This window comes from Streptomyces thermolilacinus SPC6, from assembly GCF_000478605.2.
In the GTDB taxonomy this organism is placed as follows: Bacteria; Actinomycetota; Actinomycetes; order Streptomycetales; family Streptomycetaceae; genus Streptomyces; species Streptomyces thermolilacinus.
The window spans coordinates 2720100-2742507 of sequence record NZ_ASHX02000001.1 but is presented as its reverse complement, the minus strand read 5'-3'; the positions used below and the strand labels follow the sequence as shown (position 1 = coordinate 2742507).

19 protein-coding genes and 1 pseudogene are annotated in these 22408 nt (G+C 73.6%); 10 read left to right on the top strand and 10 right to left on the bottom strand.

The genetic code is table 11. The features are described from left to right. The first annotated feature begins 3 nt into the window (after window positions 1-3). The 6 genes and pseudogenes from J116_RS11610 (at window position 4) to J116_RS11590 (ending at window position 3905) form a co-directional block, all read left to right on the top strand. A complete protein-coding gene (locus tag J116_RS11610) occupies window positions 4-810 on the top strand; it encodes a type III pantothenate kinase (protein ID WP_023587242.1) in 807 nt (268 codons plus the stop codon). Between the two features lie 141 nt (window positions 811-951). Further along, the gene (locus J116_RS11605; protein ID WP_028963943.1) at window positions 952-1608 is read left to right on the top strand and encodes a hypothetical protein; all 657 of its coding nucleotides are present in this window, start codon (window positions 952-954) and stop codon (window positions 1606-1608) included. A 14-nt stretch (window positions 1609-1622) separates the two neighbouring features. Then, entirely contained in the window at window positions 1623-1811 is a 189-nt protein-coding gene (locus J116_RS11600) for a hypothetical protein (RefSeq protein WP_023587240.1), read from the top strand. 196 nt (window positions 1812-2007) lie between these two features. Then, window positions 2008-2332, top strand: a pseudogene (locus J116_RS31595) (BlaI/MecI/CopY family transcriptional regulator); the annotation flags it as partial. A 445-nt stretch (window positions 2333-2777) separates the two neighbouring features. Beyond that, the gene (locus J116_RS11595; protein WP_023587238.1) at window positions 2778-3425 is read left to right on the top strand and encodes an amino-acid N-acetyltransferase; all 648 of its coding nucleotides are present in this window, start codon (window positions 2778-2780) and stop codon (window positions 3423-3425) included. Window positions 3426-3569: 144 nt separating this feature from the next. Beyond that, the gene (locus J116_RS11590; protein WP_023587237.1) at window positions 3570-3905 is read left to right on the top strand and encodes a histone-like nucleoid-structuring protein Lsr2; all 336 of its coding nucleotides are present in this window, start codon (window positions 3570-3572) and stop codon (window positions 3903-3905) included. A 208-nt stretch (window positions 3906-4113) separates the two neighbouring features. Here the strand turns inward: J116_RS11590 and J116_RS11585 are convergent, their stop codons facing one another. Beyond that, window positions 4114-4737 (bottom strand): SCO3374 family protein, encoded by a 624-nt coding sequence (locus tag J116_RS11585; protein ID WP_023587236.1) that lies wholly within the window; start codon window positions 4735-4737, stop codon window positions 4114-4116. A 430-nt stretch (window positions 4738-5167) separates the two neighbouring features. Between J116_RS11585 and J116_RS11580 the strand changes: the two genes are divergently transcribed. Then, window positions 5168-7693 (top strand): ATP-dependent Clp protease ATP-binding subunit, encoded by a 2526-nt coding sequence (locus J116_RS11580; protein ID WP_023587235.1) that lies wholly within the window; start codon window positions 5168-5170, stop codon window positions 7691-7693. 109 nt (window positions 7694-7802) lie between these two features. Here the strand turns inward: J116_RS11580 and dacB are convergent, their stop codons facing one another. Continuing rightward, window positions 7803-9425, bottom strand: a complete 1623-nt coding sequence (dacB, locus tag J116_RS11575; RefSeq protein WP_037946635.1) for a D-alanyl-D-alanine carboxypeptidase/D-alanyl-D-alanine endopeptidase — start codon at window positions 9423-9425, stop codon at window positions 7803-7805. 441 nt (window positions 9426-9866) lie between these two features. Between dacB and J116_RS11570 the strand changes: the two genes are divergently transcribed. Next, window positions 9867-10559: a M23 family metallopeptidase gene (locus J116_RS11570; protein ID WP_023587233.1), complete on the top strand. Its 693-nt coding sequence runs from the start codon at window positions 9867-9869 to the stop codon at window positions 10557-10559. Between the two features lie 68 nt (window positions 10560-10627). Here J116_RS11570 and cseC read toward each other — a convergent pair whose 3' ends face one another. From cseC to J116_RS11540, 6 genes are all read right to left on the bottom strand, one after another. Next, entirely contained in the window at window positions 10628-12061 is a 1434-nt protein-coding gene (gene cseC, locus J116_RS11565; protein WP_023587232.1) for a two-component system sensor histidine kinase CseC, read from the bottom strand. A gap of 6 nt (window positions 12062-12067) precedes the next feature. After that, window positions 12068-12778 carry a two-component system response regulator CseB gene (cseB, locus tag J116_RS11560; RefSeq protein ID WP_023587231.1) on the bottom strand — a complete coding sequence of 237 codons (711 nt, stop codon included), beginning with the start codon at window positions 12776-12778 and terminating at the stop codon, window positions 12068-12070. Window positions 12779-12809: 31 nt separating this feature from the next. Further along, window positions 12810-13550 carry a hypothetical protein gene (locus tag J116_RS11555; RefSeq protein WP_028963941.1) on the bottom strand — a complete coding sequence of 247 codons (741 nt, stop codon included), beginning with the start codon at window positions 13548-13550 and terminating at the stop codon, window positions 12810-12812. Continuing rightward, on the bottom strand, window positions 13538-14212 hold the full coding sequence (locus tag J116_RS11550; RefSeq protein ID WP_023587230.1) for a SigE family RNA polymerase sigma factor: 675 nt from the start codon (window positions 14210-14212) through the stop codon (window positions 13538-13540). Before J116_RS11550 ends, J116_RS11555 begins: the two co-directional genes overlap by 13 nt. Window positions 14213-14491: 279 nt before the next feature. Further along, the gene (locus tag J116_RS11545; RefSeq protein WP_023587229.1) at window positions 14492-15475 is read right to left on the bottom strand and encodes an HhH-GPD family protein; all 984 of its coding nucleotides are present in this window, start codon (window positions 15473-15475) and stop codon (window positions 14492-14494) included. 92 nt (window positions 15476-15567) lie between these two features. Further along, on the bottom strand, window positions 15568-16254 hold the full coding sequence (locus J116_RS11540) for a phosphatase PAP2 family protein (protein ID WP_023587228.1): 687 nt from the start codon (window positions 16252-16254) through the stop codon (window positions 15568-15570). 169 nt (window positions 16255-16423) lie between these two features. Between J116_RS11540 and J116_RS11535 the strand changes: the two genes are divergently transcribed. Next, window positions 16424-17284: a hypothetical protein gene (locus J116_RS11535; RefSeq protein WP_051203475.1), complete on the top strand. Its 861-nt coding sequence runs from the start codon at window positions 16424-16426 to the stop codon at window positions 17282-17284. 69 nt (window positions 17285-17353) lie between these two features. Here J116_RS11535 and disA read toward each other — a convergent pair whose 3' ends face one another. Together disA and radA are read right to left on the bottom strand one after the other, a co-directional pair. Further along, window positions 17354-18475 carry a DNA integrity scanning diadenylate cyclase DisA gene (disA, locus tag J116_RS11530; RefSeq protein WP_023587226.1) on the bottom strand — a complete coding sequence of 374 codons (1122 nt, stop codon included), beginning with the start codon at window positions 18473-18475 and terminating at the stop codon, window positions 17354-17356. 365 nt (window positions 18476-18840) lie between these two features. Further along, a complete protein-coding gene (radA, locus tag J116_RS11525) occupies window positions 18841-20247 on the bottom strand; it encodes a DNA repair protein RadA (protein WP_023587225.1) in 1407 nt (468 codons plus the stop codon). Between the two features lie 236 nt (window positions 20248-20483). Between radA and J116_RS11520 the strand changes: the two genes are divergently transcribed. Next, on the top strand, window positions 20484-22370 hold the full coding sequence (locus tag J116_RS11520; RefSeq protein ID WP_023587224.1) for a BACON domain-containing protein: 1887 nt from the start codon (window positions 20484-20486) through the stop codon (window positions 22368-22370). Window positions 22371-22408 lie beyond the last annotated feature (38 nt).

The following is a 22408-nucleotide window of genomic DNA, read 5'->3' as shown; positions in this document are numbered from 1 at the left end:
CCGATGCTGCTCACCATCGACGTCGGCAACACCCACACCGTCCTCGGCCTGTTCGACGGCGAGGAGATCGTCGAGCACTGGCGGATCTCCACGGACGCCCGGCGCACCGCCGACGAGCTGGCGGTGGTCCTCCAGGGCCTGATGGGCATGCACCCGCTGCTCGGCGACGAGCTGGGCGACGGCATCGAGGGCATCGCGATCTGTTCCACGGTCCCCTCCGTGCTGCACGAGCTGCGCGAGGTGACCCGCCGCTACTACGGCGACGTGCCCGCCGTCCTGGTCGAGCCCGGCATCAAGACCGGCGTGCCGGTGCTGACCGACCACCCCAAGGAGGTCGGCGCCGACCGGATCATCAACTCGGCGGCGGCGGTCGAGCTGTACGGCGGCCCGGCGATCGTCGTGGACTTCGGCACGGCGACGACGTTCGACGCGGTCAGCGCGCGCGGCGAGTACGTCGGCGGGGTCATCGCGCCGGGCATCGAGATCTCCGTCGAGGCGCTCGGCGTGCGGGGCGCCCAGCTCCGCAAGATCGAGGTGACCCGGCCGCGGAGCGTGATCGGCAAGAACACCGTGGAGGCCATGCAGTCGGGCATCGTCTACGGGTTCGCGGGCCAGGTGGACGGGGTGGTCCACCGCATGCGGCAGGAGCTGGCCGGCCCGGACGGCGACCCGTCGGACGTGACGGTCATCGCGACGGGCGGCCTCGCGCCGATGGTGCTGGGCGAGGCGAAGCTGATCGACGAGCACGAGCCGTGGCTGACCCTGATCGGCCTGCGCCTCGTCTACGAGCGGAACGTCGGCCGCATGTGACCGGCGTGCCGGCAGCGGCCGGCGAGGGAGTCAGGAGCGGGGCCGGGAGCTGAACGCGCCCGGCCCCGCTCCTGCGCCAACTTTGTCCGATATGCACGTATTGTCGGAATCATGCCCACGCCATACGGACCCCGAGGCGGCCTGGCGTTCAGCGCAGACGAACTGCGTGTGCTGCGACGCGCCCTGGGCCACGCCCTGCACCCGACCCCGCTCGCCGACGAGGACGTACGGGACTGTCTGCGCCTCGCCCAGGCCGTGGACGAGGCGGCCCGCGAGAGCGGCAGGATGAGGTCCTTCGTCCTCGCCGACCTGGCCCGCTACCGTGCCGCCCTGCCCGGCGCCGCCCCCGGCTACCTGGAGCTCCTCCGGGACGCCCTCACCGCCGGATACGACCCCGGGCCCGCCGACCTGGCGGCGCTGCGCAGCCTGCGCACCGCACCGGCCGCCGCCGCGCTCCTGGCGCGCTGCGAGGAGCTGGCCGAGCGTTCGGTGCGAGCCCGCCTCGCGGGCCGCCACGTACCGGCCCCGGCCGCCGCCCCCGCCTCCACGGCTCCCGCGGCCCCCGCGGCGGCCGCCCGGCCCGCCGTCGCCATCCCTGCGCCCGCCGCCTCCCGCACCCGCCTCCTCGTCCTCCAGGGCGGCCGCGCGGGCGAGGGGGCGGAGGAGCCCAGGAGGCCGCAGCCGCCCAAGCCGTCCGCCCCCTCCCCGGCGGGCCGCCCGGTGCCCAAGCCGTCCGAGGTCTTCCCGCCCCGCCGCCGCCCCGCCCCGCCCCCGTCGGAGAAACGGGTCGCCGGGTAGCTACGCTGGATGCCATGGACTACGTATCCGCGCTCCTTCCGCCCGTGGTGATGGCCGTCTTCTTCACCGCGGTCGTGGTGACGATCATCAAGAGCCAGGGCGGCCCCAACAAGTCCAAGGAGGACGCGGCCGTGGACGCGGCGTTCGCCCGCGCCGAGGCCGCCCGCCAGTCCGACGGCTCCCCGGAGCCCGGCAAGGCGTGACCCGCCCCGGCGAGGCATGACCGGCCTGGTGGCACGTGAATCGCTCCGGCGGAGCCTGACCCCACGGTCGCTTTGAGGACGTACGGCGTGATTCGCGTCGTACGTCCTTTTTGTTACGTCAATAGCCGTTCATTCATGGAACTCCCACTATGGTGGCCGTGTGCCCCGTCAATTGGGAGAGCTTGAGGACGCCGTGATGACGCGCGTCTGGCAATGGAACCGTCCGGTCACCGTCCGGGAAGTCCTGGAGGATCTCCAGCGGGAACGGTCCATCGCCTACACCACGGTCATGACCGTGCTGGACAATCTCCACCAGAAGGGCTGGGTACGGCGGGAAGTCGCCGGCCGGGCCTATCGATATACGGCCGTCTCCACGCGCGCCGCCTACTCGGCCGCACTGATGAACGAAGCGTGGTCGCAGAGCGACAACCCGGCCGCCGCACTCGTCGCGTTCTTCGGCATGATGTCGCCCGGGCAGCGGGAAGCGCTCAACGACGCGATCCGCATCGTCCAGCGGGACACCCCGGAAACAGCCGAAGGGCCGGAAGACGCCGTACGGCCAGAACGTGAAACTCCCGGAAAAGGCCCCGCGTTCACGCCGGGAGAAGCCCCGAATGCGCCGCCGGAAGGCACTGCTCCGGACGACGGCGCTCCGCGCGCGGACGAAAGCGGAGGGCGAGGCAAGGGCCAAGGCCACTCCATGGGCTCCGGACCGTCGGCCGTCCCGCAAAGCGACACCGAACGCCCCGTGGAAAGCCCGGCCGAAGGATTCCCGCCCGAGAGGCCCACCGGGTCCGCCAGGTCCGCCGAGTCGGCCCGGTCCGCGGAACCCGCAGAACCCGCAGAGCCCAGCTCCGCAGAACCCGCCGCGCCCCCCGAGTCCGGCTCCGCCGACTCCGGCGGCCGCGCCCGCCCCCACGGCGGCCCCGCGCGCGAGGGCGGCGCGGAGCGATAGCGTTCCGAGCCATGTCGTCCACGTCATCCGCCCCGGCCCCCGGGCCCGGCTCCGCCTCAGGCGAGACGCCCGCACCCCCTGCCGCCCCCGCCGCGGCCGAGGCCCCCGCCGCCTCGACGCCGCCCGCCACCCCGCCCCCGGGGAATACCCGGGCGAAAGCCGTCACCATCCGCCGCGCGCGGACCGGTGACGTACCGGCCGTGCGCCGCCTCGTCGATCCGTACGTCGCCCGCGGCATCCTCCTCGACAAAGCGCCCGTGACGCTTTACGAGGACATCCAGGAGTTCTGGGTCGCCGAACGCGACGAGGACGCCACCGTAGTGGGTTGCGGCGCACTCCATGTGATGTGGGAAGATCTCGCCGAAGTCCGCACTCTCGCCGTCGATCCCGACTTCAAGGGCGCCGGCGTCGGCCATCAGGTGCTGGACAAGTTGCTGCACACCGCCCGCTGGCTCGGGGTGCGACGGGTATTCTGCCTCACCTTCGAAGTCGACTTCTTCGCCAAGCACGGCTTCGTGGAGATCGGCGAGACGCCGGTCGACGGAGATGTCTACAGCGAGCTCCTGCGTTCCTATGACGAGGGCGTCGCCGAGTTCCTCGGTCTCGAACGGGTGAAGCCGAACACCTTGGGCAACAGCCGCATGCTTCTGCACCTGTGACCGACCCCGCGCTCGCGATCCCTATGTCCGAATCGCGTATGTTTCCCGTGTTCTCGCGGTTCTGAACCCGTCCCGAGGGTTTGTGTTTTTCAGGGAAAAGCGGTTTCCTTTCCGCGTACTGCATTTTCGATGAAAGGAAATCCGGTGGCGCAGAAGGTTCAGGTCCTTCTTGTCGACGACCTCGACGGCGGCGAGGCGGACGAGACGGTGACGTTCGCTCTGGACGGCAAGACCTACGAGATCGACCTCACCACCGCCAACGCGGACAAGCTGCGTTCCCTGCTCGAGCCGTACACGAAGAGCGGCCGACGCACCGGTGGCCGTACCGCGGGCGGCCGTGGCAAGGGCCGCGCCTCCGCGAGCGGCAGCCCGGACACCGCGAAGATCCGCGCGTGGGCCAAGGAGAACGGCTACCCGGTGAACGACCGCGGCCGCGTGCCGGCCGAGGTGCGGCAGGCGTACGAGGACGCCAACCGCTGAGCCACGGCCTCCTGACCCGCGGCGAAGCCGGCACCGGCGGACCGCACCAGGCTCGGAAGGCGGGCCGGACGCACCGGACGACCGGCCCGCGACCGGGACGGGCCCCAGGCCGCCGACGGCAGCCGTACCGCGCCGCACAAGGCCCTACCGCCCCAGGGCGATCAGGCCGTACGGGACGCCACGCACCCCCCCGCACGGGCACGCGCCGTCACCGCCCGGCCACGCCCGGGCCGCTCGTGGCGCGAGCGCGGTCGGCGGCCAGCAGCCGGGCCCGGTGGCATTCCGCCGCGGCCACGGCGACGAGCCGCACCAGCCCGGAGCCGCCCGAAGGTGCCGCGGACCCCGCGACGCCGACCCCGGGAAGCCCCGCGAGCGTGGACTCCACCTCGCGCCCCGGCTCGGGCGGCCGCAGCCACACCGGGGCGCCGGGAACGCCCGGCGCGTCCCAGCCCGGGGGAGTGGGGGCGGCCATCCGCCCGCCCGCTCCCCACGCGGCCAGGTCCAGGGCGATCCCGCCCCACTCCAGCCAGTCGAGGAGACCGGGAAGCTCCTCGGCGCTCCCCGCGGCGACCAGGACGCGCATCCGCCGCCCCGCGACCGCGACCGGCCACTCGCCCGGCACCCGTCGCAGCACGGCGAGCCCGGCGGCGGCCGGCAGGTCCAGGACGTCGAAGCGCAGCCCGGTCAGCAGCCGGGCCGGAGGTCCCCCGGCGGTGGCCCAGCCCAGCCGGTCCTCGTACCAGCGCGCGACGGACGCCCACCCCGAACGCGTACGGTGCCCGCCGAGCGGCGGACGGGGAGCGGGGAGGGGAACGGGGACGGTGGCGGCCATGTCGGGGGAACTTCGGGCGACCGCCGAAAGTTACGCACGGTGGGAGGATGATCGCGGTGTGTGCGCGATCCGGGGGTGTGTGGCGGCGATCCGCCACACAAGGATGTTCGCCCGTAGCTGAGGCCCCGGGGGTGCGCCGCATGGACTGTCGGTGCTTGCGGGTAAGACATTCCTAGTGGGGAGGGGCGACACGCGGTCGCGGACGTCTCACGTTCGCCATCGGCGTACTGCTGGTACGGGTATCTGCCTGGCCTGCGGGAACATCGTCTCGCACCATCGGGTTGGAGCATTTGTCGGCGTTCGGGGTCAGGAGGCCATCGACGGGTGTCGGCAGTTGGAATGAGCGGTCCCCGCTTGCGGGACTAAGCTGCGGAAGGACAGGGAGGGGACCGACCCCTTACTGCCTGACCGCTCTGAGGAGCGATTAACGATGTTCGAGAGGTTCACCGACCGCGCGCGGCGGGTTGTCGTCCTGGCTCAGGAAGAAGCCCGGATGCTCAACCACAACTACATCGGCACCGAGCACATCCTCCTGGGCCTGATCCACGAGGGTGAGGGTGTCGCCGCTAAGGCCCTGGAGAGCCTCGGGATTTCGCTCGAGGCGGTCCGCCAGCAGGTGGAGGAGATCATCGGCCAGGGCCAGCAGGCCCCGTCCGGGCACATCCCCTTCACGCCCCGTGCCAAGAAGGTGCTGGAGCTGTCGCTCCGCGAGGCCCTTCAGCTCGGCCACAACTACATCGGCACGGAGCACATCCTGCTCGGCCTGATCCGCGAGGGCGAGGGCGTCGCCGCCCAGGTCCTCGTGAAGCTGGGCGCCGATCTCAACCGGGTGCGGCAGCAGGTCATCCAGCTGCTCTCCGGTTACTCCGGGGGCAAGGAGGCCGCCACCGCCGGCGGTCCCGCCGAGGGCACGCCCTCCACGTCCCTGGTCCTCGACCAGTTCGGCCGGAACCTCACCCAGGCCGCTCGTGAGTCCAAGCTCGACCCGGTCATCGGGCGCGAGAAGGAGATCGAGCGGGTCATGCAGGTGCTGTCCCGCCGCACGAAGAACAACCCGGTCCTCATCGGCGAGCCCGGCGTCGGCAAGACCGCCGTCGTCGAGGGCCTGGCGCAGGCCATCGTCAAGGGTGAGGTGCCCGAGACCCTCAAGGACAAGCACCTCTACACCCTGGACCTCGGCGCGCTGGTCGCCGGCTCCCGGTACCGCGGTGACTTCGAGGAGCGCCTGAAGAAGGTCCTCAAGGAGATCCGCACGCGCGGCGACATCATCCTCTTCATCGACGAGCTCCACACCCTGGTGGGTGCGGGCGCCGCCGAGGGTGCCATCGACGCCGCGTCGATCCTGAAGCCGATGCTGGCCCGCGGTGAGCTCCAGACCATCGGTGCCACCACGCTCGACGAGTACCGCAAGTACCTGGAGAAGGACGCCGCGCTGGAGCGCCGCTTCCAGCCCATCCAGGTCGCCGAGCCGTCGCTGCCGCACACGATCGAGATCCTCAAGGGTCTGCGCGACCGGTACGAGGCGCACCACCGCGTGTCCATCACGGACGAGGCGCTCGTGCAGGCCGCCACGCTGGCCGACCGGTACATCTCCGACCGCTTCCTGCCGGACAAGGCGATCGACCTGATCGACGAGGCCGGTTCCCGGATGCGCATCCGCCGGATGACCGCGCCGCCGGACCTCCGCGAGTTCGACGAGAAGATCGCCTCCGTCCGCCGGGACAAGGAGTCCGCGATCGACGCGCAGGACTTCGAGAAGGCCGCGTCGCTCCGCGACAAGGAGAAGCAGCTCCTGGCCGCCAAGGCCAAGCGGGAGAAGGAGTGGAAGGCCGGCGACATGGACGTCGTCGCCGAGGTGGACGGCGAGCTGATCGCCGAGGTCCTCGCGACCGCCACCGGCATCCCGGTCTTCAAGCTGACGGAGGAGGAGTCCTCCCGTCTGCTCCGCATGGAAGACGAACTCCACAAGCGTGTCATCGGCCAGAAGGACGCCATCAAGGCCCTGTCGCAGGCCATCCGCCGTACGCGGGCCGGCCTCAAGGACCCGAAGCGCCCCGGTGGCTCGTTCATCTTCGCCGGTCCGTCCGGTGTGGGTAAGACCGAGCTGTCCAAGACGCTCGCCGAGTTCCTCTTCGGCGACGAGGACGCGATGATCTCGCTCGACATGTCGGAGTTCAGCGAGAAGCACACCGTGTCGCGCCTCTTCGGCTCCCCGCCCGGATACGTGGGCTACGAGGAGGGCGGCCAGCTCACCGAGAAGGTGCGCCGCAAGCCGTTCTCCGTCGTCCTCTTCGACGAGGTCGAGAAGGCCCACCCCGACATCTTCAACTCCCTGCTCCAGATCCTGGAGGACGGTCGCCTGACCGACTCCCAGGGCCGGGTCGTGGACTTCAAGAACACGGTCATCATCATGACGACCAACCTCGGGACCCGGGACATCTCCAAGGGCTTCAACCTGGGCTTCGCCGCCCAGGGCGACGTCAAGACCGGCTACGACCGGATGAAGGCGAAGGTCAACGAGGAGCTGAAGCAGCACTTCCGCCCCGAGTTCCTGAACCGCGTGGACGACACGGTCGTCTTCCACCAGCTCAGCCAGGAAGACATCATCCAGATCGTCGACCTCATGATCGCCAAGGTGGACGAGCGTCTGAAGGACCGCGACATGGGCATCGAGCTCAGCGGTGACGCGAAGATCCTCCTGGCGAAGAAGGGCTACGACCCCGTGCTGGGCGCCCGGCCGCTGCGCCGGACGATCCAGCGCGAGATCGAGGACATCCTGTCGGAGAAGATCCTCTTCGGCGAGCTGCGCCCCGGTCACATCGTGGTCGTGGACACCGAGGGCGAGGGTGAGGAGAAGAAGTTCACCTTCCGCGGCGAGGAGAAGTCCGCTCTGCCGGACGCTCCGCCCATCGAGGCGGCCGGCGGCGCCGGACCGAACCTCTCGAAGGACGCCTGACCCCAGTCGGACGGCCGACAGCCGGGGGCTGATGCCTGAAGGGGCCCGCCCCGGACCGTGATCCACGGTCCGGGGCGGGCCCCTTTCGCATGCCCGGAGGCCGCCAGGCTCAGCAGCGGGCCCTGGGCTTCTGCCAGGTGCACTCCAGGGCGTCCGACGAGTCGTTCACACGCCGCTCAGGCCGGAGGTCCGCCTTGGCGATCTCGCCCGCCGCCGTGTCCGAGGAGGCGAGGGTGACCACGATCGCGTCCTCGATGTCCTTCACCGAGGACGCCAGGTGGTTGTTGAGGACCACGCTGTAGACCAGTTGGCGACCGGCCGCGTCCCTGACGTATCCGGACAGCGCGGACGCGCCAGTCAGGGTGCCGGTCTTGCCGCGGGCGTTCAGCGCCGCCGGGGTGTCGCACATCCGGCGCCGCAGCGTGCCGCCGACGGCGCGGTCCGGGTCGCAGGCCACCGGCAGGGACGCGTACCAGTCGGCGTACCAGGGTGCGTCGCGTACGGCGAGGAGCAGCCCGGCCAGCTGCCCGGCCGGGTACAGGTTCATCCTGGACAGGCCGGAGCCGTCCACCTGGCGCAGTACGGAGGTGTCCACGCCCTCCTTCGCCAGGTACGCGTCGATGGCGGCGAGGCCCGCGCTCCAGCTGCCGCTGCCGGACGTCTCGTATCCGACGGCCTTGGTGAGGGCCTCCGCGTGCATGTTGTTGGAGAGCTTCATGAACGGGTGCATGAGCTGCTTGAGCGGCATGGAGCGGTGGACCGCCACCGGCTTGGCCGACGCGGGCGTGGCGAGGCCGAGCCGGGTGGGGCCGTCGACGCGTACGCCGTGGGCGGCCAGCGCGTCCGCGAAGACGGCGGTCGCGTACCCGGTCGGCTCGTCCACGGTGATCCACTCCTTGGTGGGGGAGGCCCCCACCGGGATCTCGCCGCTGATGACGAGGGTGTTGGTGCCGTGGGCGCGCTCGATGGTGAGCGTGTCGGGGCGGCCGCTGCCGACGGTGGTGGCGCGGTTGTCGACGCGGACGTAGTCGGTGCGCGGGGTGAGCGTGACGGCGGGGTGCCGGCCCGCGCTGGTGGCGGCGGCCTCGACGATGACGGTGCCGGAGTCGTAGTCCGTGTCCGGGGCGAGCGTGAGCGCGGAGATCTGCGCGGAGTAGTACGAGGACTCGTCGTCCGCCGCCCAGGAGCGGCCCAGCCGGTTGCCGTCGAAGCGGGTGTCGTCGGCGACGAGGCGGCCGGTGACCCGTCGGATGCCGGATGCGGCGACACGCGCGGCGAGCCGGTCGTAGTCGGTGGCGAGGGTGGTGGGGTCGCCGGTGCCGCGCAGGTAGAGGTCGCCGTGGAGGGTTCCGGCGTACTGGCGGCCGGTGGCCAGCACCTCCGTGCGGAAGTGGTGGTCGGGGCCGAGGAGGGCCATGGCCGCCACCGAGGTGGGGATCTTGGTGTTGGAGGCGGGCATCAGGCGGTCGCCGCTGTTCCGCTGGTACAGGGTCGTACCGGTCTCGGCGTCGGCGACGACGACCCCGGCGGCACCCCCGTCGAGGCGGGGGTCGGTGAGGATCTCGTCGATGGCGCCCTTGAGGCCGGTGTCGGACGGACCGGCGCCCGCGGGCGCGGTCGCCCCCTGGACGGTCCAGGCGAGGAGCGCGGCGAGGCCGAGCGCGGTGGCGCGGGTGGTCAGGGACGTACGTGCCGGCTTGCGTGTCTGCGTGGTGCGCGTCACGGGTCTCATGGCGAAAGGGTCCCGGAGCGAAGGCCGCTCAGGAAGAAGGCGGGGCCCTTCCTCGTGACGATGCGCACAGGGCAATTCGGATGTACTAGACGGAATAGTGCACGGTTGCCTCAATCGATCTCCCGTCCGGGCCGCGCCGGGGGTGGTGGCGTGGGGTGGGCGGCGTGCCGGAGGGGTGGCGTGGGGGCCGTCATGGGGCGGCAGGGGCTGTCCGCCTTGGAGATGCGGAGCGAATGTCCCTTTTGAGTGCATATCCCAAGGCTGATGGCGAAATCGCCGAGGGCGTCAAGTGTCCGCGTCACACAGCGGGCACTACGACCGTATGTCGTAGAAACGGCGTTTGGGACATGCCGGGAGAAGCCGGTACCAAGGATGACCGAAGCCCGGTACGCCTCGTGCCGCCGGCTCGGTCCCATCCCCCACTTCGGAGGTTCACCTCGTATGTCGCAGCGCGCCAACCACCCCGCCCGTAACGCCGTCGTCGCCCTCGCTGCCGCCGGCATGGGAGTTGCCACGGTGTTCGGAGCAGGTGCGTCGGCCGTCGCGGCCGAGGCCAAGGCTCCGCTCGCCATGGACACCGCCGCCGCCGTCGCCGCCCAGGCGAAGGCTCAGGCGCACGCCGCCCAGCAGGCCGCCAAGGCGAAGGCCACCAAGGCCGCCGCGGTCAAGGCCGCCGCCAAGAAGGCCGCGGCCGCCAAGAAGGCCAAGAAGGCCATCGGCTGGGTCAAGCCCGTCAACGGCTACACGCTGACCGCCAGCTACAACCAGGGCGGCGCCATGTGGACGAGCAAGCACTCGGGCCAGGACTTCGCCGTCCCGGTCGGCACCCCGGTGAAGGCCGCCCACAGCGGCGTCGTCGTCAAGGCCGGCCCCAACGGCGGCGGCGACGGCCCGGCCTACGGCAACGCCATCGTCATCAAGCACTCCAACGGCACGTACTCGCAGTACGCGCACCTCTCGAAGATCAACGTGAAGCTCGGCTCGAAGGTGAAGACGGGCCAGTCGATCGCCCGGTCCGGCAACACCGGCAACTCCTCCGGCCCGCACCTGCACTTCGAGATCCGCACGACGCCGAACTACGGCTCGTCCGTCAACCCGGCGAAGTTCCTGCGCGCCGAGGGCGTCGTCCTCTAAGGACGCCCCAGGGGGCGCCCACCCGGCGCCCCCGCCCCCGCATCCCGCCCCGTCTCCGGAGCGGCCGCTCAGGTCTCCTCCGGGAACTGGATCATCGGGAAGCTCCCCGTGTTCGTCGGAGCGTGCTCCGGCAGCCACAGCACCGCGATGGCACCCCCCACCCCCGGGGCGGTGCCATCAGGCGTTCCCGGGGCCGTGGAGCCCGGGGTCCCGTGTGCGGCCGTGGAGCCCGGGATCCCGTGTGCGGCCGTGCCGTCCGGGGCCGCCTGGGCGGCGGTGCCCTCCGGCATCGCGGCGTTGCGGAAGGTGAGCCGGGCGCCCAGCACCCGCGCCTGGCCCGCCGCGATGGTCAGGCCCAGCCCGTGCCCGGCGCCCGCCCGGCCCCGGTCGCTGGCGCCCGTGCGGAACCGGCTCGGCCCCTCGCGCAGCAGCGCCTCCGGGAACCCGGGCCCGTGGTCCCGTACCCGTACGACCCGGCCCTCGACGGTCACCTCGACCGGCGGCCTGCCGTACTTGGCGGCGTTGGTCAGCAGGTTGCCGAGGATGCGCTCCAGGCGGCGCGGGTCGGTGCTCACCCACGACTCGTGCACCACCCGCACCACCGCGTCCGGGTTCAGCAGCGCCACCCTGCGGCCGACGAACTCGCCGAGCGCGATCTCCTGGAGCTCGGCCCGCTCCGACGCGCTGTCGAGCCGGGCCACCTCCAGCACGTCCTCCACCAGGGTGCGCATCGCCCTCGCCCGGTCCCGCACCAGCTCCGTCGGCCGGCCCGGCGGCAGCAGCTCGGCGGCCGTCAGCAGCCCCGTGACCGGGGTGCGCAGCTCGTGCGCGATGTCCGCCGTGACCCGCCGCTCCGCTTCGATCCGCTCGTGCAGGGCGTCCGTCAGGGCGTCCACCGCCCGCGCCAGCTCGTCCGTCTCGTCCCGTACGACCCCGCCGATCGCGTCCCGCACCCGCACGTCCGTGTTGCCCTGCGCGACCTTCCCCGCGGCGGCGGCCGCCTTCCGCAGCCGTCGCGACAGCTGCCCGCCGATGAGCACGCCCAGCGCCGATCCGGCGAAGACGACCGACACCGAACCGACGATCAGCGCCTCGTCCAGCCGTCGCATCACCGTCGCGCTGCGGTCCGCGAACGGCGTGTGCAGCGACAGCACGTCGCCGTTGCCGAGGGGCACCGCCGCCCACACGTCCGGCGCGCCGTCCGCGTGCTCCTCCACATACGTGCCGCGGTGCTTGCGCGCCATCAGCCGGTTCAGCTCGCGCGGCAGGTTCGGGTCGTTGAGCTTGGTGCCGAACCGGGGCTCCTTGGGCTTCGACGCCTCGTACACGCGCTGGGCGAAGAGAAGCCGCTCCATCTGCACCTCGCGCGCGTTGTCGAGCATCGACACGCGGGCGGCGTTGTGGACGACGAGGCTCAGCGCCATCGTGATCAGGGCGCCCACGGCGGCGATGGCGACGGAGATCTTCCATCGCACGCCCGTCCGCAGTGCCGGTTGTCTCATCGCTCCTCAGGCCCTGAGCTTGTAACCGAAGCCGCGGACCGTCTCGATCCGGTCCTGGCCGATCTTGGCGCGCAGCCGCTGCACATGGACGTCCACCACGCGCGTGTCACCGCCCCAGCCGTAGTCCCAGACCCGCTCCAGCAGCTTGTCCCGCGACAGGACCGTGCCCGGCGCGGACGAGAACTCCAGCAGCAGCCGCATCTCCGTCGGCGTCAGCGCGACCGGTACGCCGCCCCGGCGCACCTCCATGCCCTCCGTGTCGACCTCCAGGTCCCCGAAGACCAGCAGCCCGCGCTCGGCGCGCCCGCCCCGGTCGCCCGGGTCCGCGCCCGCCGCCCCGCCGCCCGCGTTCTCGAACCGGCGCAGTACGGCCCTGATGCGCGCCATCAGCACGGCACCGTCGAACGGCTTGGTGACGTAGTCGTCGGCGCCCGCCTCCAGGCCCAGCACCACGTCGATCGAGTCCGCCCGCGCCGACATCATGATCACCGGCACCGTGGACTCGTCCCGGATGCGGCGGCACAGGCTGACCCCGTCCATGCCGGGCAGCATCACGTCCAGCAGCGCGATGTCCGGCTGCCGCGCCCGGAACGCGTCGAGGCCGGACAGCCCGTCCGGCATCGCCGTGACCGCGAAGCCGTCCCGCTCCAGGGCCAGCTGCGTGGCCTCCCGGATGACGTCGTCGTCCTCCACGAACAGGACGTGCGTCTCCGCCATACCGCGCCCTCCCGCGCCCGTCACTTCCGCCTCAGTTCTCACTCGGCGCGGTCGGCGCGGGACCGGTGATGTCCCCGCCCTCGACCGCCTTGCTGTACTCGTTGTGCACCATGTAGTGCTCGGTGAACCGGTCCGACGACCAGCGGTAGGTGATCACGTCCTCGCCGGACGGATAGGCGATCGGGTCGCCCTTCGCGTACACCTGCTTGGTGACGACCAGGTCCCCCCGGTCGATCTCCGAGTAGACGGCCGGCTCCTCCAGCGCGAACACGTTCTCGTACGCCTTGTCCCGCATCCGGTACACATAGGTGCCGACCCCCACCGCGTCGCCGCAGGTCATGACGTTGACGACGACGTCGGCGACGCCGGTGCCGGTGAGGTTCCCGTACGAGGTGTCCACCGGGTACGCGTCCGCCGCGCACGGCTTGAGGTCCCGCTTCACCTGCTCGCCGACCTTGGGGTCGCCCTTCAGCAGCGCGATCACATCGACCCGCCGGAACGGCGACGCCGCCGACGCGGCCGCGCTGGGCCTGCCGGAGGGGGCCGCCTGGTCCGTGGGCGCGGCGCCCTCGTCGCGCGTGCCGGTGCCGCCGGTGGAGCAGGCGGCCGTGAGCAGGCCGAGCACGCCCGCGGCGGCGAGCCCGGCCACCGCCGCCCTCCCCGCCGCTCTGCCGCTCGCGCTGCTGCCGGTGTTGTCGCTGCCGGGCCCCGGCGCCGGTGTGCCGCCGGTCCCGCGTGTGCCGCTCAGGCTGCTGCCGCTCAGGCCGCGCACCGCTCCCGCTCCCGTCCGTGACGCCGCTGCTCCACCACCCGAACACCGGGCTCCGTACGCCGGGGCCGGCCGTCGTGCGCGGCCCGGCCGGTGCCGGGGACGGTCCGGTCGGTGCCGCGGCCGCCACGGTCGCCGGTGGGGCGGTCGGTGCGGTCCAGGGCGCGGGCGTCGAGGTCCCGGCTCTCCAGCTCCTGGCGAAGCCGGGCGAGCGCGCGGTGCAGTGTGCTCTTCACCGTACCGGTAGACATGCCGAGCGCAGCCGCCGTCTCCTCGGTGCTCATCTGCTCCCAGTGCCGCAGCACGACCACGCTGCGCTGCTTCGGCGCCAGCACCTTCAGCACGTCCATCAGCAGGGCCCGGTCCGCGTGCTGCTCGGTCGCGTCGTCCACGGACGCGTCGGGCAGCTGCTCGGTGGGCACCTCCTCCAGCTTGCGGGCGCGCCACCACTCGGTCCGGGTGTTGATCATGACGCGGCGCAGATAGGCGTCGGCGAGGGACTTGTCGGCTATGCCGTCCCAGCGGCCGAACGTCCGGGCGAGGGCGGTCTGGAGCAGGTCCTGCGCGTCCACCGGGTCCGGTACGAGCCGCCGGGCGCTGCGCAGCAGGGCGTCCTGCCGAGTGCGTACGTACTCCTCGAATCCGAGCACCTCGCCGTGCGACATCCCGAACCGCCTCCGTTTCCCCGTGACAAGCCGTGGTCCCCGCAGCGCCTCCGGCCACTTCGGCCGGTGTCCCGCGCTGACACAGGAGAAGCTACGGAGCGCTTGTCACGGCACTGTCCGGTCCACCCTTCGGCGGGCGCACGGCTGCCCATCGGTTGTGTAACAGCGGCGCTGTCACAAGCGGTGCGTGAGGGCGGGGACGCGGAGGGAGACGGCCCGGGAGGCCTCGCGCCGGGCGTGCGGGGCAGGCGGACGGGAGCCCGGCGACGGGCGTGCGGGTCAGGTCGACGGGAGCCGGTAGCGGCCGCCGTCCAGCGGCTCCACCAGGCCGTCCGCGACCAGGCCGTCCAGCGCCCGGGCCCGCTGCACCGCGTCGTGCCAGACGGCGTCGAGCGCGGCCTGCGGCACCGGGGCGGTCGCCTCGCGCAGGACGGCGAGCAGCTTGCCGCGCACCTGCCGGTCGGTGCCCGCGTACGTCTGGCCGCGCCGGGGCGGGCCGTCGTGGGCGGGCTTCCCGGCCAGGCGCCAGGCGCACGCCCCCGCGATGGGGCAGCGCCCGCAGTCCTCGCCCCGTGCCGTGCACACCAGGGCGCCCAGCTCCATGGAGGCCGCCGCCCAGCGGGCCGCCGTCGCCTCGTCGTCGGGCAGGAGGGCGCGGGCGAGCCTGCGCTCGGCGGCTGTCGTGGCGTTCGGCGGGTACTGGACGCCGGTCACCGCGCGGGCGAAGACCCGGCGCACGTTCGTGTCCAGCACCGGGTGGCGCCTGCCGTACGCGAACGACGCCACCGCCGCCGCCGTGTACTCCCCGATGCCGGGCAGCGCCAGCAGCTGGGCGTGGTCGTGCGGTACGTCACCGCCGTGCCGTTCCGTTATGGCGACGGCGGCACCGTGCAGCCGCAGGGCGCGGCGCGGGTAGCCCAGCCGGCCCCAGGCGCGGACCGCCTCGCCGGGCGCCTCGGCCGCGAGCGCGGCGGGGCGCGGCCAGCGGGCCATCCACTGCTCGTACACCGGCAGGACCCGGTTCACGGGTGTCTGCTGGAGCATGAACTCGCTCACCATCACGCCCCAGGCACCCGCCTCGGGGCGCCGCCAGGGCAGGTCGCGGGCGTGCTGCTCGAACCACGCCAGGACGGGCGTGTGGAGGTGCTCGGCCGGGGCGTGGGTGCCCGGCGCGGCGGGGGCGGAGGCGGGGGAGGGGGCGGGGCGGGCGGAGGCCGGGGCCGGGGGGAGCGGGGCCGCTTCAGGAGTCTCGGTCGCAGTCATGGCCCTCCGATCCTGACATGGCCGGACGGCTTTTCCGCGCTCCCGCCCCCTTCACCGCCCGCCGCGCCCCCAGCGGACCGGGCGCCGGTCCGTCAGGAGACCCGGCGGCGGCCCGGCTCGCGGCGCGGGGCGGCGCGGCGGCCACGGGTGCGCTGCCGGGGCACCGCCGTCGCCAGGTCCACGTCGGGGCCCGGCCCGGCAAGCCACCGCGCGGCGCCGGAACGGCTCGTACGCATCGTCTCCACCAGCCGCTGGGCTGGGCCGGTCAGCAGCCGGACGAACAGGATCACCGCGAGGGCGCCCACCACCAGGCCCGCGGCCACGTCGTGCGGGTAGTGCACGCCGACGAACACCCGCGAGAACGCCATCACCACGGCCAGCGGCATCGTCAGCCACGCGATCCGCCGCCACGCCAGCGCCAGCGCCATCGCCGAAGCGCCCGCGATGGCCGAGTGGTTGCTCGGGAACGACCAGTCCCCGTACGGGGGGCACTCGGCGATCGAGGCGACGGCGCCCACCACGGCGCGGCACGGCCTCTCCTCGTCCACCAGCGACTTCAGCGTCTCGCTGACGACGTACCCGAAGGCGGTGGCGACCGGCGCGAGCGCGGCGATCGCCACCGCTCGCCCGTCGGCGGGGCGCACCCGCCACCAGGCGACGACGAACAGCACGCCGAAGATCAGCAGTCCGGCGTCCGTGCCGATCTCGGCGAAGACGTGCACCCAGGACGGAGTGTCCCGGGCGAAGTCGGTGACGGTGCGATAGAGGTCCTCACTCATGAGGACGGACGGTACCCGGCCGCCGGAACCACTCGTTCGGCGCCATCCGCCGACGACGCGCCCGCGGGTGCTCGCAAACCGGCCACGGAGATGTGATCATCGGCAAAATCTGGCGTATCACCGGCGGGGGACGCGGGAGTTGGCCGTGATCTCTCGTACAGTTTTCGCCGTGGGATCTCTGCGCAATCCGGTCGGGCCGCTTCCCTCCTCCATCTACTGGCGGCGGAGGGCGGTCTTCGCGACCGTGGTCGCGCTGCTCGCCGCGCTGATCGTATGGTTCGTCAGCTCCGGTGGGGACGGCTCCCGGACGGGCGCCGACGGGGCCAACGCCGGTTCTCCCGCGCCCTCCATCACACCGGGCCCTTCGCCGTCCGGTTCCGCCATCAGCGCACAGCCGGGCGGCCGGGACGAGGCCGGCGCGTCCGAGAGCCCCGGCGGCCCGGCCGGTACGGGAGGCTCCGGTACGGCCGGTCCCGGTACGGGCTCCGGCGCGGGCGGCTCCGGTACGGGCGGGGACTCCGGGTCCGGTACGGGCGGGGGCGCGGGCTCCGGCCCGGGTGCGGGCACGGGCGGTGCGGGCGGCTCCGGTACGGGCTCGGCCCAGCAGGTCCCGGCCGACTCGCCGCTGCCGAACTGCGCCCCGGGCGCCCTCCAGCTGACGCTGAGCAGCACGAAGGTCTCGTACGCCCCCGGGGAGAAGCCGCGGTTCCGGCTGACCGCGCGCAACGGCTCCGGGGCCGGATGCAAGACCGATCTGGGCCCAGCCACGGCCGTCCTGACGATCAGTGACGAGGGCGGCGACGAGATCTGGTCGTCCAAGGACTGCCCCAAGGGCCCCGGCAGCGTGTACGTCGCCGTGCCGGGCGGGGGCACCGCCACGTACGTGATCGAGTGGGACCGCCGCCACAGCGCGCCCCGCTGCGCCACGCCGCCGGTGCAGACGGCGGGCCCCGGCACCTACCTGGCGGAGGCCACCGTGCCGGGCGTCAAGGGCGTGCTGCGGTCGTCCATCACGCTGGCGAAGGACTGAGCGGCGGGGCGCCGGGCCCCGCACCGCGCGCCGCTACGGCTCGGGCGTGGCGTTCGAGCGCCTCGCGGGTCAGACGTACCGTTCGAGGATCGACGACTCGGCGAGGCGCGACAGGCCCTCCCGGACGCTGCGGGCGCGGGCCTCGCCGACGCCGTCCACGGTCTGGAGGTCGTCCACGCTCGCGGCGAGCAGCTTCTGGAGGCCGCCGAAGTGCTCCACGAGCCGCTCGATGATCGCGCCCGGCAGGCGCGGCACCTTCGCCAGCAGCCGGTAGCCGCGCGGCGACACGGCCGAGTCGAGGGTCTCGGGCGAACCGCTGTAGCCGAGCGCGCGGGCCACCGTCGGCAGCTCCAGCAGCTCGGCGTGCGACAGCGCGTCCAGCTCCGTCAGCGCCTCCGCGACCGTGCGGGACCGCTTCGCGGTCGGCTCGGGCACGTAGTCCTGTACGACCAGCTCCCGCTCGGGCTCCACGCCCGCGATCAGCTCGTCGAGCTGGAGCGCGAGGAGGCGGCCGTCCGTACCCAGCTCGACCACGTACTCCGCGATCTCCGTGGCGATGCGGCGGACCATCTCCAGGCGCTGCGCCACGGCCGTCACGTCCCGGACGGTGACCAGGTCCTCGATCTCCAGCGCGGAGAGCGTCCCGGCCACCTCGTCCAGGCGCAGCTTGTACCGCTCCAGCGTGGCGAGGGCCTGGTTCGCGCGCGACAGGATCGCGGCGGACTCCTCCAGGACGCGGCGCTCGCCGTCCACGTACAGGGCGATCAGCCTCATCGACTGTGACACGGAGATCACCGGGAAGCCGCACTGCTTGGACACCCGGTCCGCCGTGCGGTGCCGCGTGCCGGTCTCCTCGGTCGGGATCGACGCGTCGGGGACCAGCTGGACACCGGCGCGGAGGATCTTGGTGATGTCCTTGTCGAGGATGAGCGCGCCGTCGAGCTTGCACAGCTCGCGCAGACGGGTCGCGGTGAACTCGACGTTCAGCACGAAGCCGCCGGTGCACATCGACTCGACCGTCTTGTCCATGCCGAGGACGATCAGCCCGCCCGTGTTGCCGCGGAGGATGCGCTCCAGTCCGTCCCGGAGCGCCGTGCCGGGGGCGACCGCGCTGAGGGACGCGCGCATCAGCGCTTCGTTGCCGGAGCCTCCGCCCGACTTTCCGGGTGTTGCCCGGTCGTTGGCTGCCACTGCACTCCTCCGGCTCGTACGGGTGGGCGAGACCAGCCCAAAGTCTAGCGACCCCCACCGCACCAGTGGCTCCGCCGACAAATCCCCCTCATCGGGGGGCCCGGCCACGGGCGGGGCTTCGGGCCGCACCGCCTCCCGATCTACCCGGCAGCCCCCCGGTCTACCCAGGCGCCTCCGGCCCCGGTCTGCCCGGCCCACCCCCGGCCCCGTCCGCCTGTCTGCCCCCCGCTCGTCCTGGACCGGCCGGGCGCCGTCTGCCCGGTCCGCCCCGGGCCCCGGGCTGCCCGGGACGCGGTCCGCCCCGCTCTGCGCGGGCCCGGTCCGCCCCGCTCCGCGCGGGCCCCGGTCCGCCCCGCTCTGCCCGGTTACTCCGCTGCCGCCGGGGTGCCCGAGCCTCGGCGGGTGCGGGGCAGGACCCGGAGGGCCTCGCCCACGTCCGCCACCTCGACCACCCGCATCCCGGCGGGCACCTTCCCCGGGTCCGTCGGCACCAGCGCGTGCGTGAAGCCCAGCCGGTGCGCCTCCGCGAGCCGCCGCTGCACGCCCGTCACGCGCCGCACCTCCCCGGCGAGCCCCACCTCGCCGATGGCCACCAAATTCTTCGGCAGCGGCGTGTCGGACGCCGCCGACGCCAGCGCCAGCGCGACCGCCAGGTCCGCCGCGGGCTCGGACAGCCGGACGCCGCCGACCGTCGCGCTGTAGATGTCGCGCTTGCCGAGCGCGCTGATCCGCCCCCGCTGCTCCAGCACCGCCAGCATCATCGACACCCGGGACGTCTCCAGGCCCGAGGTCGTACGCCGCGGCGACGGGATCTGCGAGTCCACCGTCAGCGCCTGCACCTCGGCGACCAGCGGCCGCCGCCCCTCCAGCGTGACCGTCAGGCACGTGCCCGGCACGGGCTCGGCGCGCCGGGTCAGGAACAGCCCGCTCGGGTCGGCCAGGCCCACGATCCCCTCGTCGTGCAGCTCGAAGCAGCCCACCTCGTCGGTCGCCCCGTACCGGTTCTTCACGCCCCGCACCAGCCGCAGCCGCGCGTGCCGGTCGCCCTCGAAGTGCAGCACCACGTCCACCAGGTGCTCCAGCAGCCGGGGGCCCGCGATGGCGCCGTCCTTCGTGACATGGCCCACCAGCAGCGTCGCCATCCCGCGCTCCTTGGACGCCCGGATCAGCGCCCCGGCCACCTCGCGCACCTGGGCCATGCCGCCCGGCGCCCCGTCGATCTCCGGCGACGCCACGGTCTGGACGGAGTCGAGGATCAGCAGGGACGGCTTCACCGCGTCCAGGTGGCCGAGGACCGCCGACAGGTCCGTCTCCGCGGCCAGGTACAGATGGTCGTGGAGCGCGCCGATCCGGTCGGCCCGCAGCCGCACCTGGCTCGCCGACTCCTCACCCGTCACGTACAGCGTCGGGTGGTCGGCGCTCGCCGCCTTCGCCGCCACGTCCAGCAGCAGCGTCGACTTGCCGACGCCGGGCTCGCCCGCGATCAGCACGACCGCGCCGGGCACCAGCCCCCCGCCCAGCACCCGGTCCAGCTCGTCCACGCCCGTCGAGCGGGCCGTGGCCTGCCGCCCGTCCACCTGCCCGATCGGCACCGCTGCCGTGGACACGGGCCCGGCGGCCGTGGTCCGCACGGCGGGCGCGCCGCCGTACTCCTCCACCGTCCCCCACGCCTGGCACTCGGGGCAGCGGCCGAGCCACTTGGCGGTCGTCCAGCCGCACTCGGTGCAGCGGTAGGACGGCCGGTCCTTGGAGGATTTCGTACGGGCAGCCATGCGGCCCACCGTAACGGCCCCCACTGACAACGAGCCGCGCCGCCCGGGACCCCCGCCCTCGCTTCCCGCCCGGCCGGACGGTCCACGCCCGCACCCCCGAAGCGGGTGTCCTCTATGTCCGGCACGGGGCATTGGCAAATTCCGCTGTCCTCTTTCGAGGGATACGTTCACCCATAAGGCTTAAAAGTGCGGGAGCGGTACGAGGAGTGTGCCTCGGGCGGCCTACGGTCGTCCGGGTGACGAGCAGCAGGCTGGAGCACCCCACGTACACCACCGGCGCACACCGGGCGCGGCGCCGCGCGCCCCGGAGCGGGCCCCGGGCCGTCGTGCAGCGCCCGCCCGCCCGGTACGAGCCGTACCTCGACGGCCTGTTCACGTACTGCCTCTCCGTGCTGTGCGACCACGACGCGGCGACGACCGTGCTCGGCGAGGTGCTGGCCGTCGCCGAGCGCCACCACGGGCGCTGTCCCGCCGAGCCGTCGCTCCGCAGGGCGTGGCTGTACGCGCTCGCCCGCTGGGTCTGCCTGCGCGAACTGGCCCGGCGGCGGCGCGCCCGGCACAGCGGCGCGCCCTCCCGGCGCCCGGCGCACAAGGACGGCTCGCGCGCCGCCAAGCCCGCGCCCCGCACGCCCCACCCCGCTCCTCACCCATCTCACGCGCGGTCCACCGCCCCGCACGCCGCCCACGCGCCCCGGTCCGCCGCCTCGCACGCCGGGCCCGCGCCCCACACCGCTCAAGTGCCTCACGCCCCCCACACGTCCGAGCCCGCCCCGGTCCAGCAGGCCGCCGCCGACGACGAGGCCGGGCGCCGCGCCGAGCTGGCCCTGCTCGCCTGGCCGGAGGCGGCCGGTACGACCCCGGAGCAGCGGGAGGCCCTGGAGCTCGCGGTACGGCACCAGATGGGCGCGCCCGAGGTCGCCGCCGTCCTGGGCATGACCCCGCAGGCCGCCCGGGAGCTGCTGTCGGCCGCCGCGTGCGAGGTGGAGCGCACCCGCGCAGCCCTGGCGGTGGTCGAGACCGGCACGTGCCCCGCCGTCGCCCGGCTGACCGGCGACCACCGGGTGCTGCTGTCGGCCGCGCTGCGGCGGGAACTGGTGCGGCACGTGGACGACTGCCCGCGGTGCCGCCGTACGGCCGAACGCGCCGAGGCGGCGGGCCCGTGGCCGGGCTCGACGGTCACCCCCGCCACGCTGCCGCTCGTACCGGCACCGCGCCCGGCGGCGTACGCGGCGATGCTGCACGCCCCCCGCGCGCGCTCCGCCGGTCCGCGCTTCGGGCGCGACGGATTCCCGCTGGACCCCAAGGACCACGCCGCGCGCCGCGACCGGATGCGCGCCCGCGCGGTGACCACCACCGTCGTCGCCACCGTCGTCGCGGCGCCCGTCCTCGCGCTGTGGGCGGCGTACCGGGGCGACACGGCGGTCGGCGACGGGCGCGGCGACCCGGCGTTCAGCGCCACCGACGAGGCGGGCGGCCGGTCCGCGGGCAGCCACTACGCCAACGCGGGCAGCGCCCACGCCGACCCCCGGTCCCGCAAGCCGCGCCAGGCGCCGGACGTCTCCGTCGAGGTCCTCAGCAGCGGCTCGGCCCACTCGCCCGCGCTCTCCGGCCGTACCGGACCGGGCCGCGTCACGGTGACGGCCCGCCCGTACGGCGACGCGACGATGCTGACGCTCACCGCGACCGGCGGGAGCCCCGTCGGCTGGTCCCTGTGGACGGACGCCCCCTGGCTGTACGCGAGCCGCACGTCGGGAACGCTGGAGCCGGGCACGTCCGTCACGGTGTATGTCTCCGTCGACCGCGCCCGGGAACCGCGCGGCCCCTGGAGCGCCCGTATCCACGTCAGCCCGTCCGGCGCGGTGGTCTCGCTCACCGGGTACGGCAGCGGCGACCGCCCCGCCGCCCCGGCCCGCCCCAAGCCGTCGGACCGGCCGTCGGCGCCGCCCACCGCCCCGCAGGAGACACCGCCCGGCCCGGCGCCGACGCCGCCCGCCGGCAGTGAGCCGCCCCCGGCGTCGGAGCCCCCGCCGTCCTCCGAGCCGCCCGCGCCGACGGACACCCCGCCCCCGGCGACGGACCCGCCCGCGTCGGAACCCCCGGCCTCCGACCCGCAGCCCCGGTGACCTGCCCGGGCCGCGGCGAGCAGCGCCCGCCCCGGCCG

Coding starts and splice junctions, on each gene's coding strand:
- J116_RS11610 (WP_023587242.1), top strand. CDS start 4: ATGCTGCTCACCATCGACGTCGGCAACACCCACACCGTCCTCGGCCTG.
- J116_RS11600 (WP_023587240.1), top strand. CDS start 1,623: ATGGACTACGTATCCGCGCTCCTTCCGCCCGTGGTGATGGCCGTCTTC.
- J116_RS11595 (WP_023587238.1), top strand. CDS start 2,778: ATGTCGTCCACGTCATCCGCCCCGGCCCCCGGGCCCGGCTCCGCCTCA.
- J116_RS11585 (WP_023587236.1), bottom strand. CDS start 4,737: ATGGCCGCCACCGTCCCCGTTCCCCTCCCCGCTCCCCGTCCGCCGCTC.
- J116_RS11580 (WP_023587235.1), top strand. CDS start 5,168: ATGTTCGAGAGGTTCACCGACCGCGCGCGGCGGGTTGTCGTCCTGGCT.
- dacB (WP_037946635.1), bottom strand. CDS start 9,425: ATGAGACCCGTGACGCGCACCACGCAGACACGCAAGCCGGCACGTACG.
- J116_RS11570 (WP_023587233.1), top strand. CDS start 9,867: ATGTCGCAGCGCGCCAACCACCCCGCCCGTAACGCCGTCGTCGCCCTC.
- cseC (WP_023587232.1), bottom strand. CDS start 12,061: ATGAGACAACCGGCACTGCGGACGGGCGTGCGATGGAAGATCTCCGTC.
- cseB (WP_023587231.1), bottom strand. CDS start 12,778: ATGGCGGAGACGCACGTCCTGTTCGTGGAGGACGACGACGTCATCCGG.
- J116_RS11550 (WP_023587230.1), bottom strand. CDS start 14,212: ATGTCGCACGGCGAGGTGCTCGGATTCGAGGAGTACGTACGCACTCGG.
- J116_RS11545 (WP_023587229.1), bottom strand. CDS start 15,475: ATGACTGCGACCGAGACTCCTGAAGCGGCCCCGCTCCCCCCGGCCCCG.
- J116_RS11540 (WP_023587228.1), bottom strand. CDS start 16,254: ATGAGTGAGGACCTCTATCGCACCGTCACCGACTTCGCCCGGGACACT.
- radA (WP_023587225.1), bottom strand. CDS start 20,247: ATGGCTGCCCGTACGAAATCCTCCAAGGACCGGCCGTCCTACCGCTGC.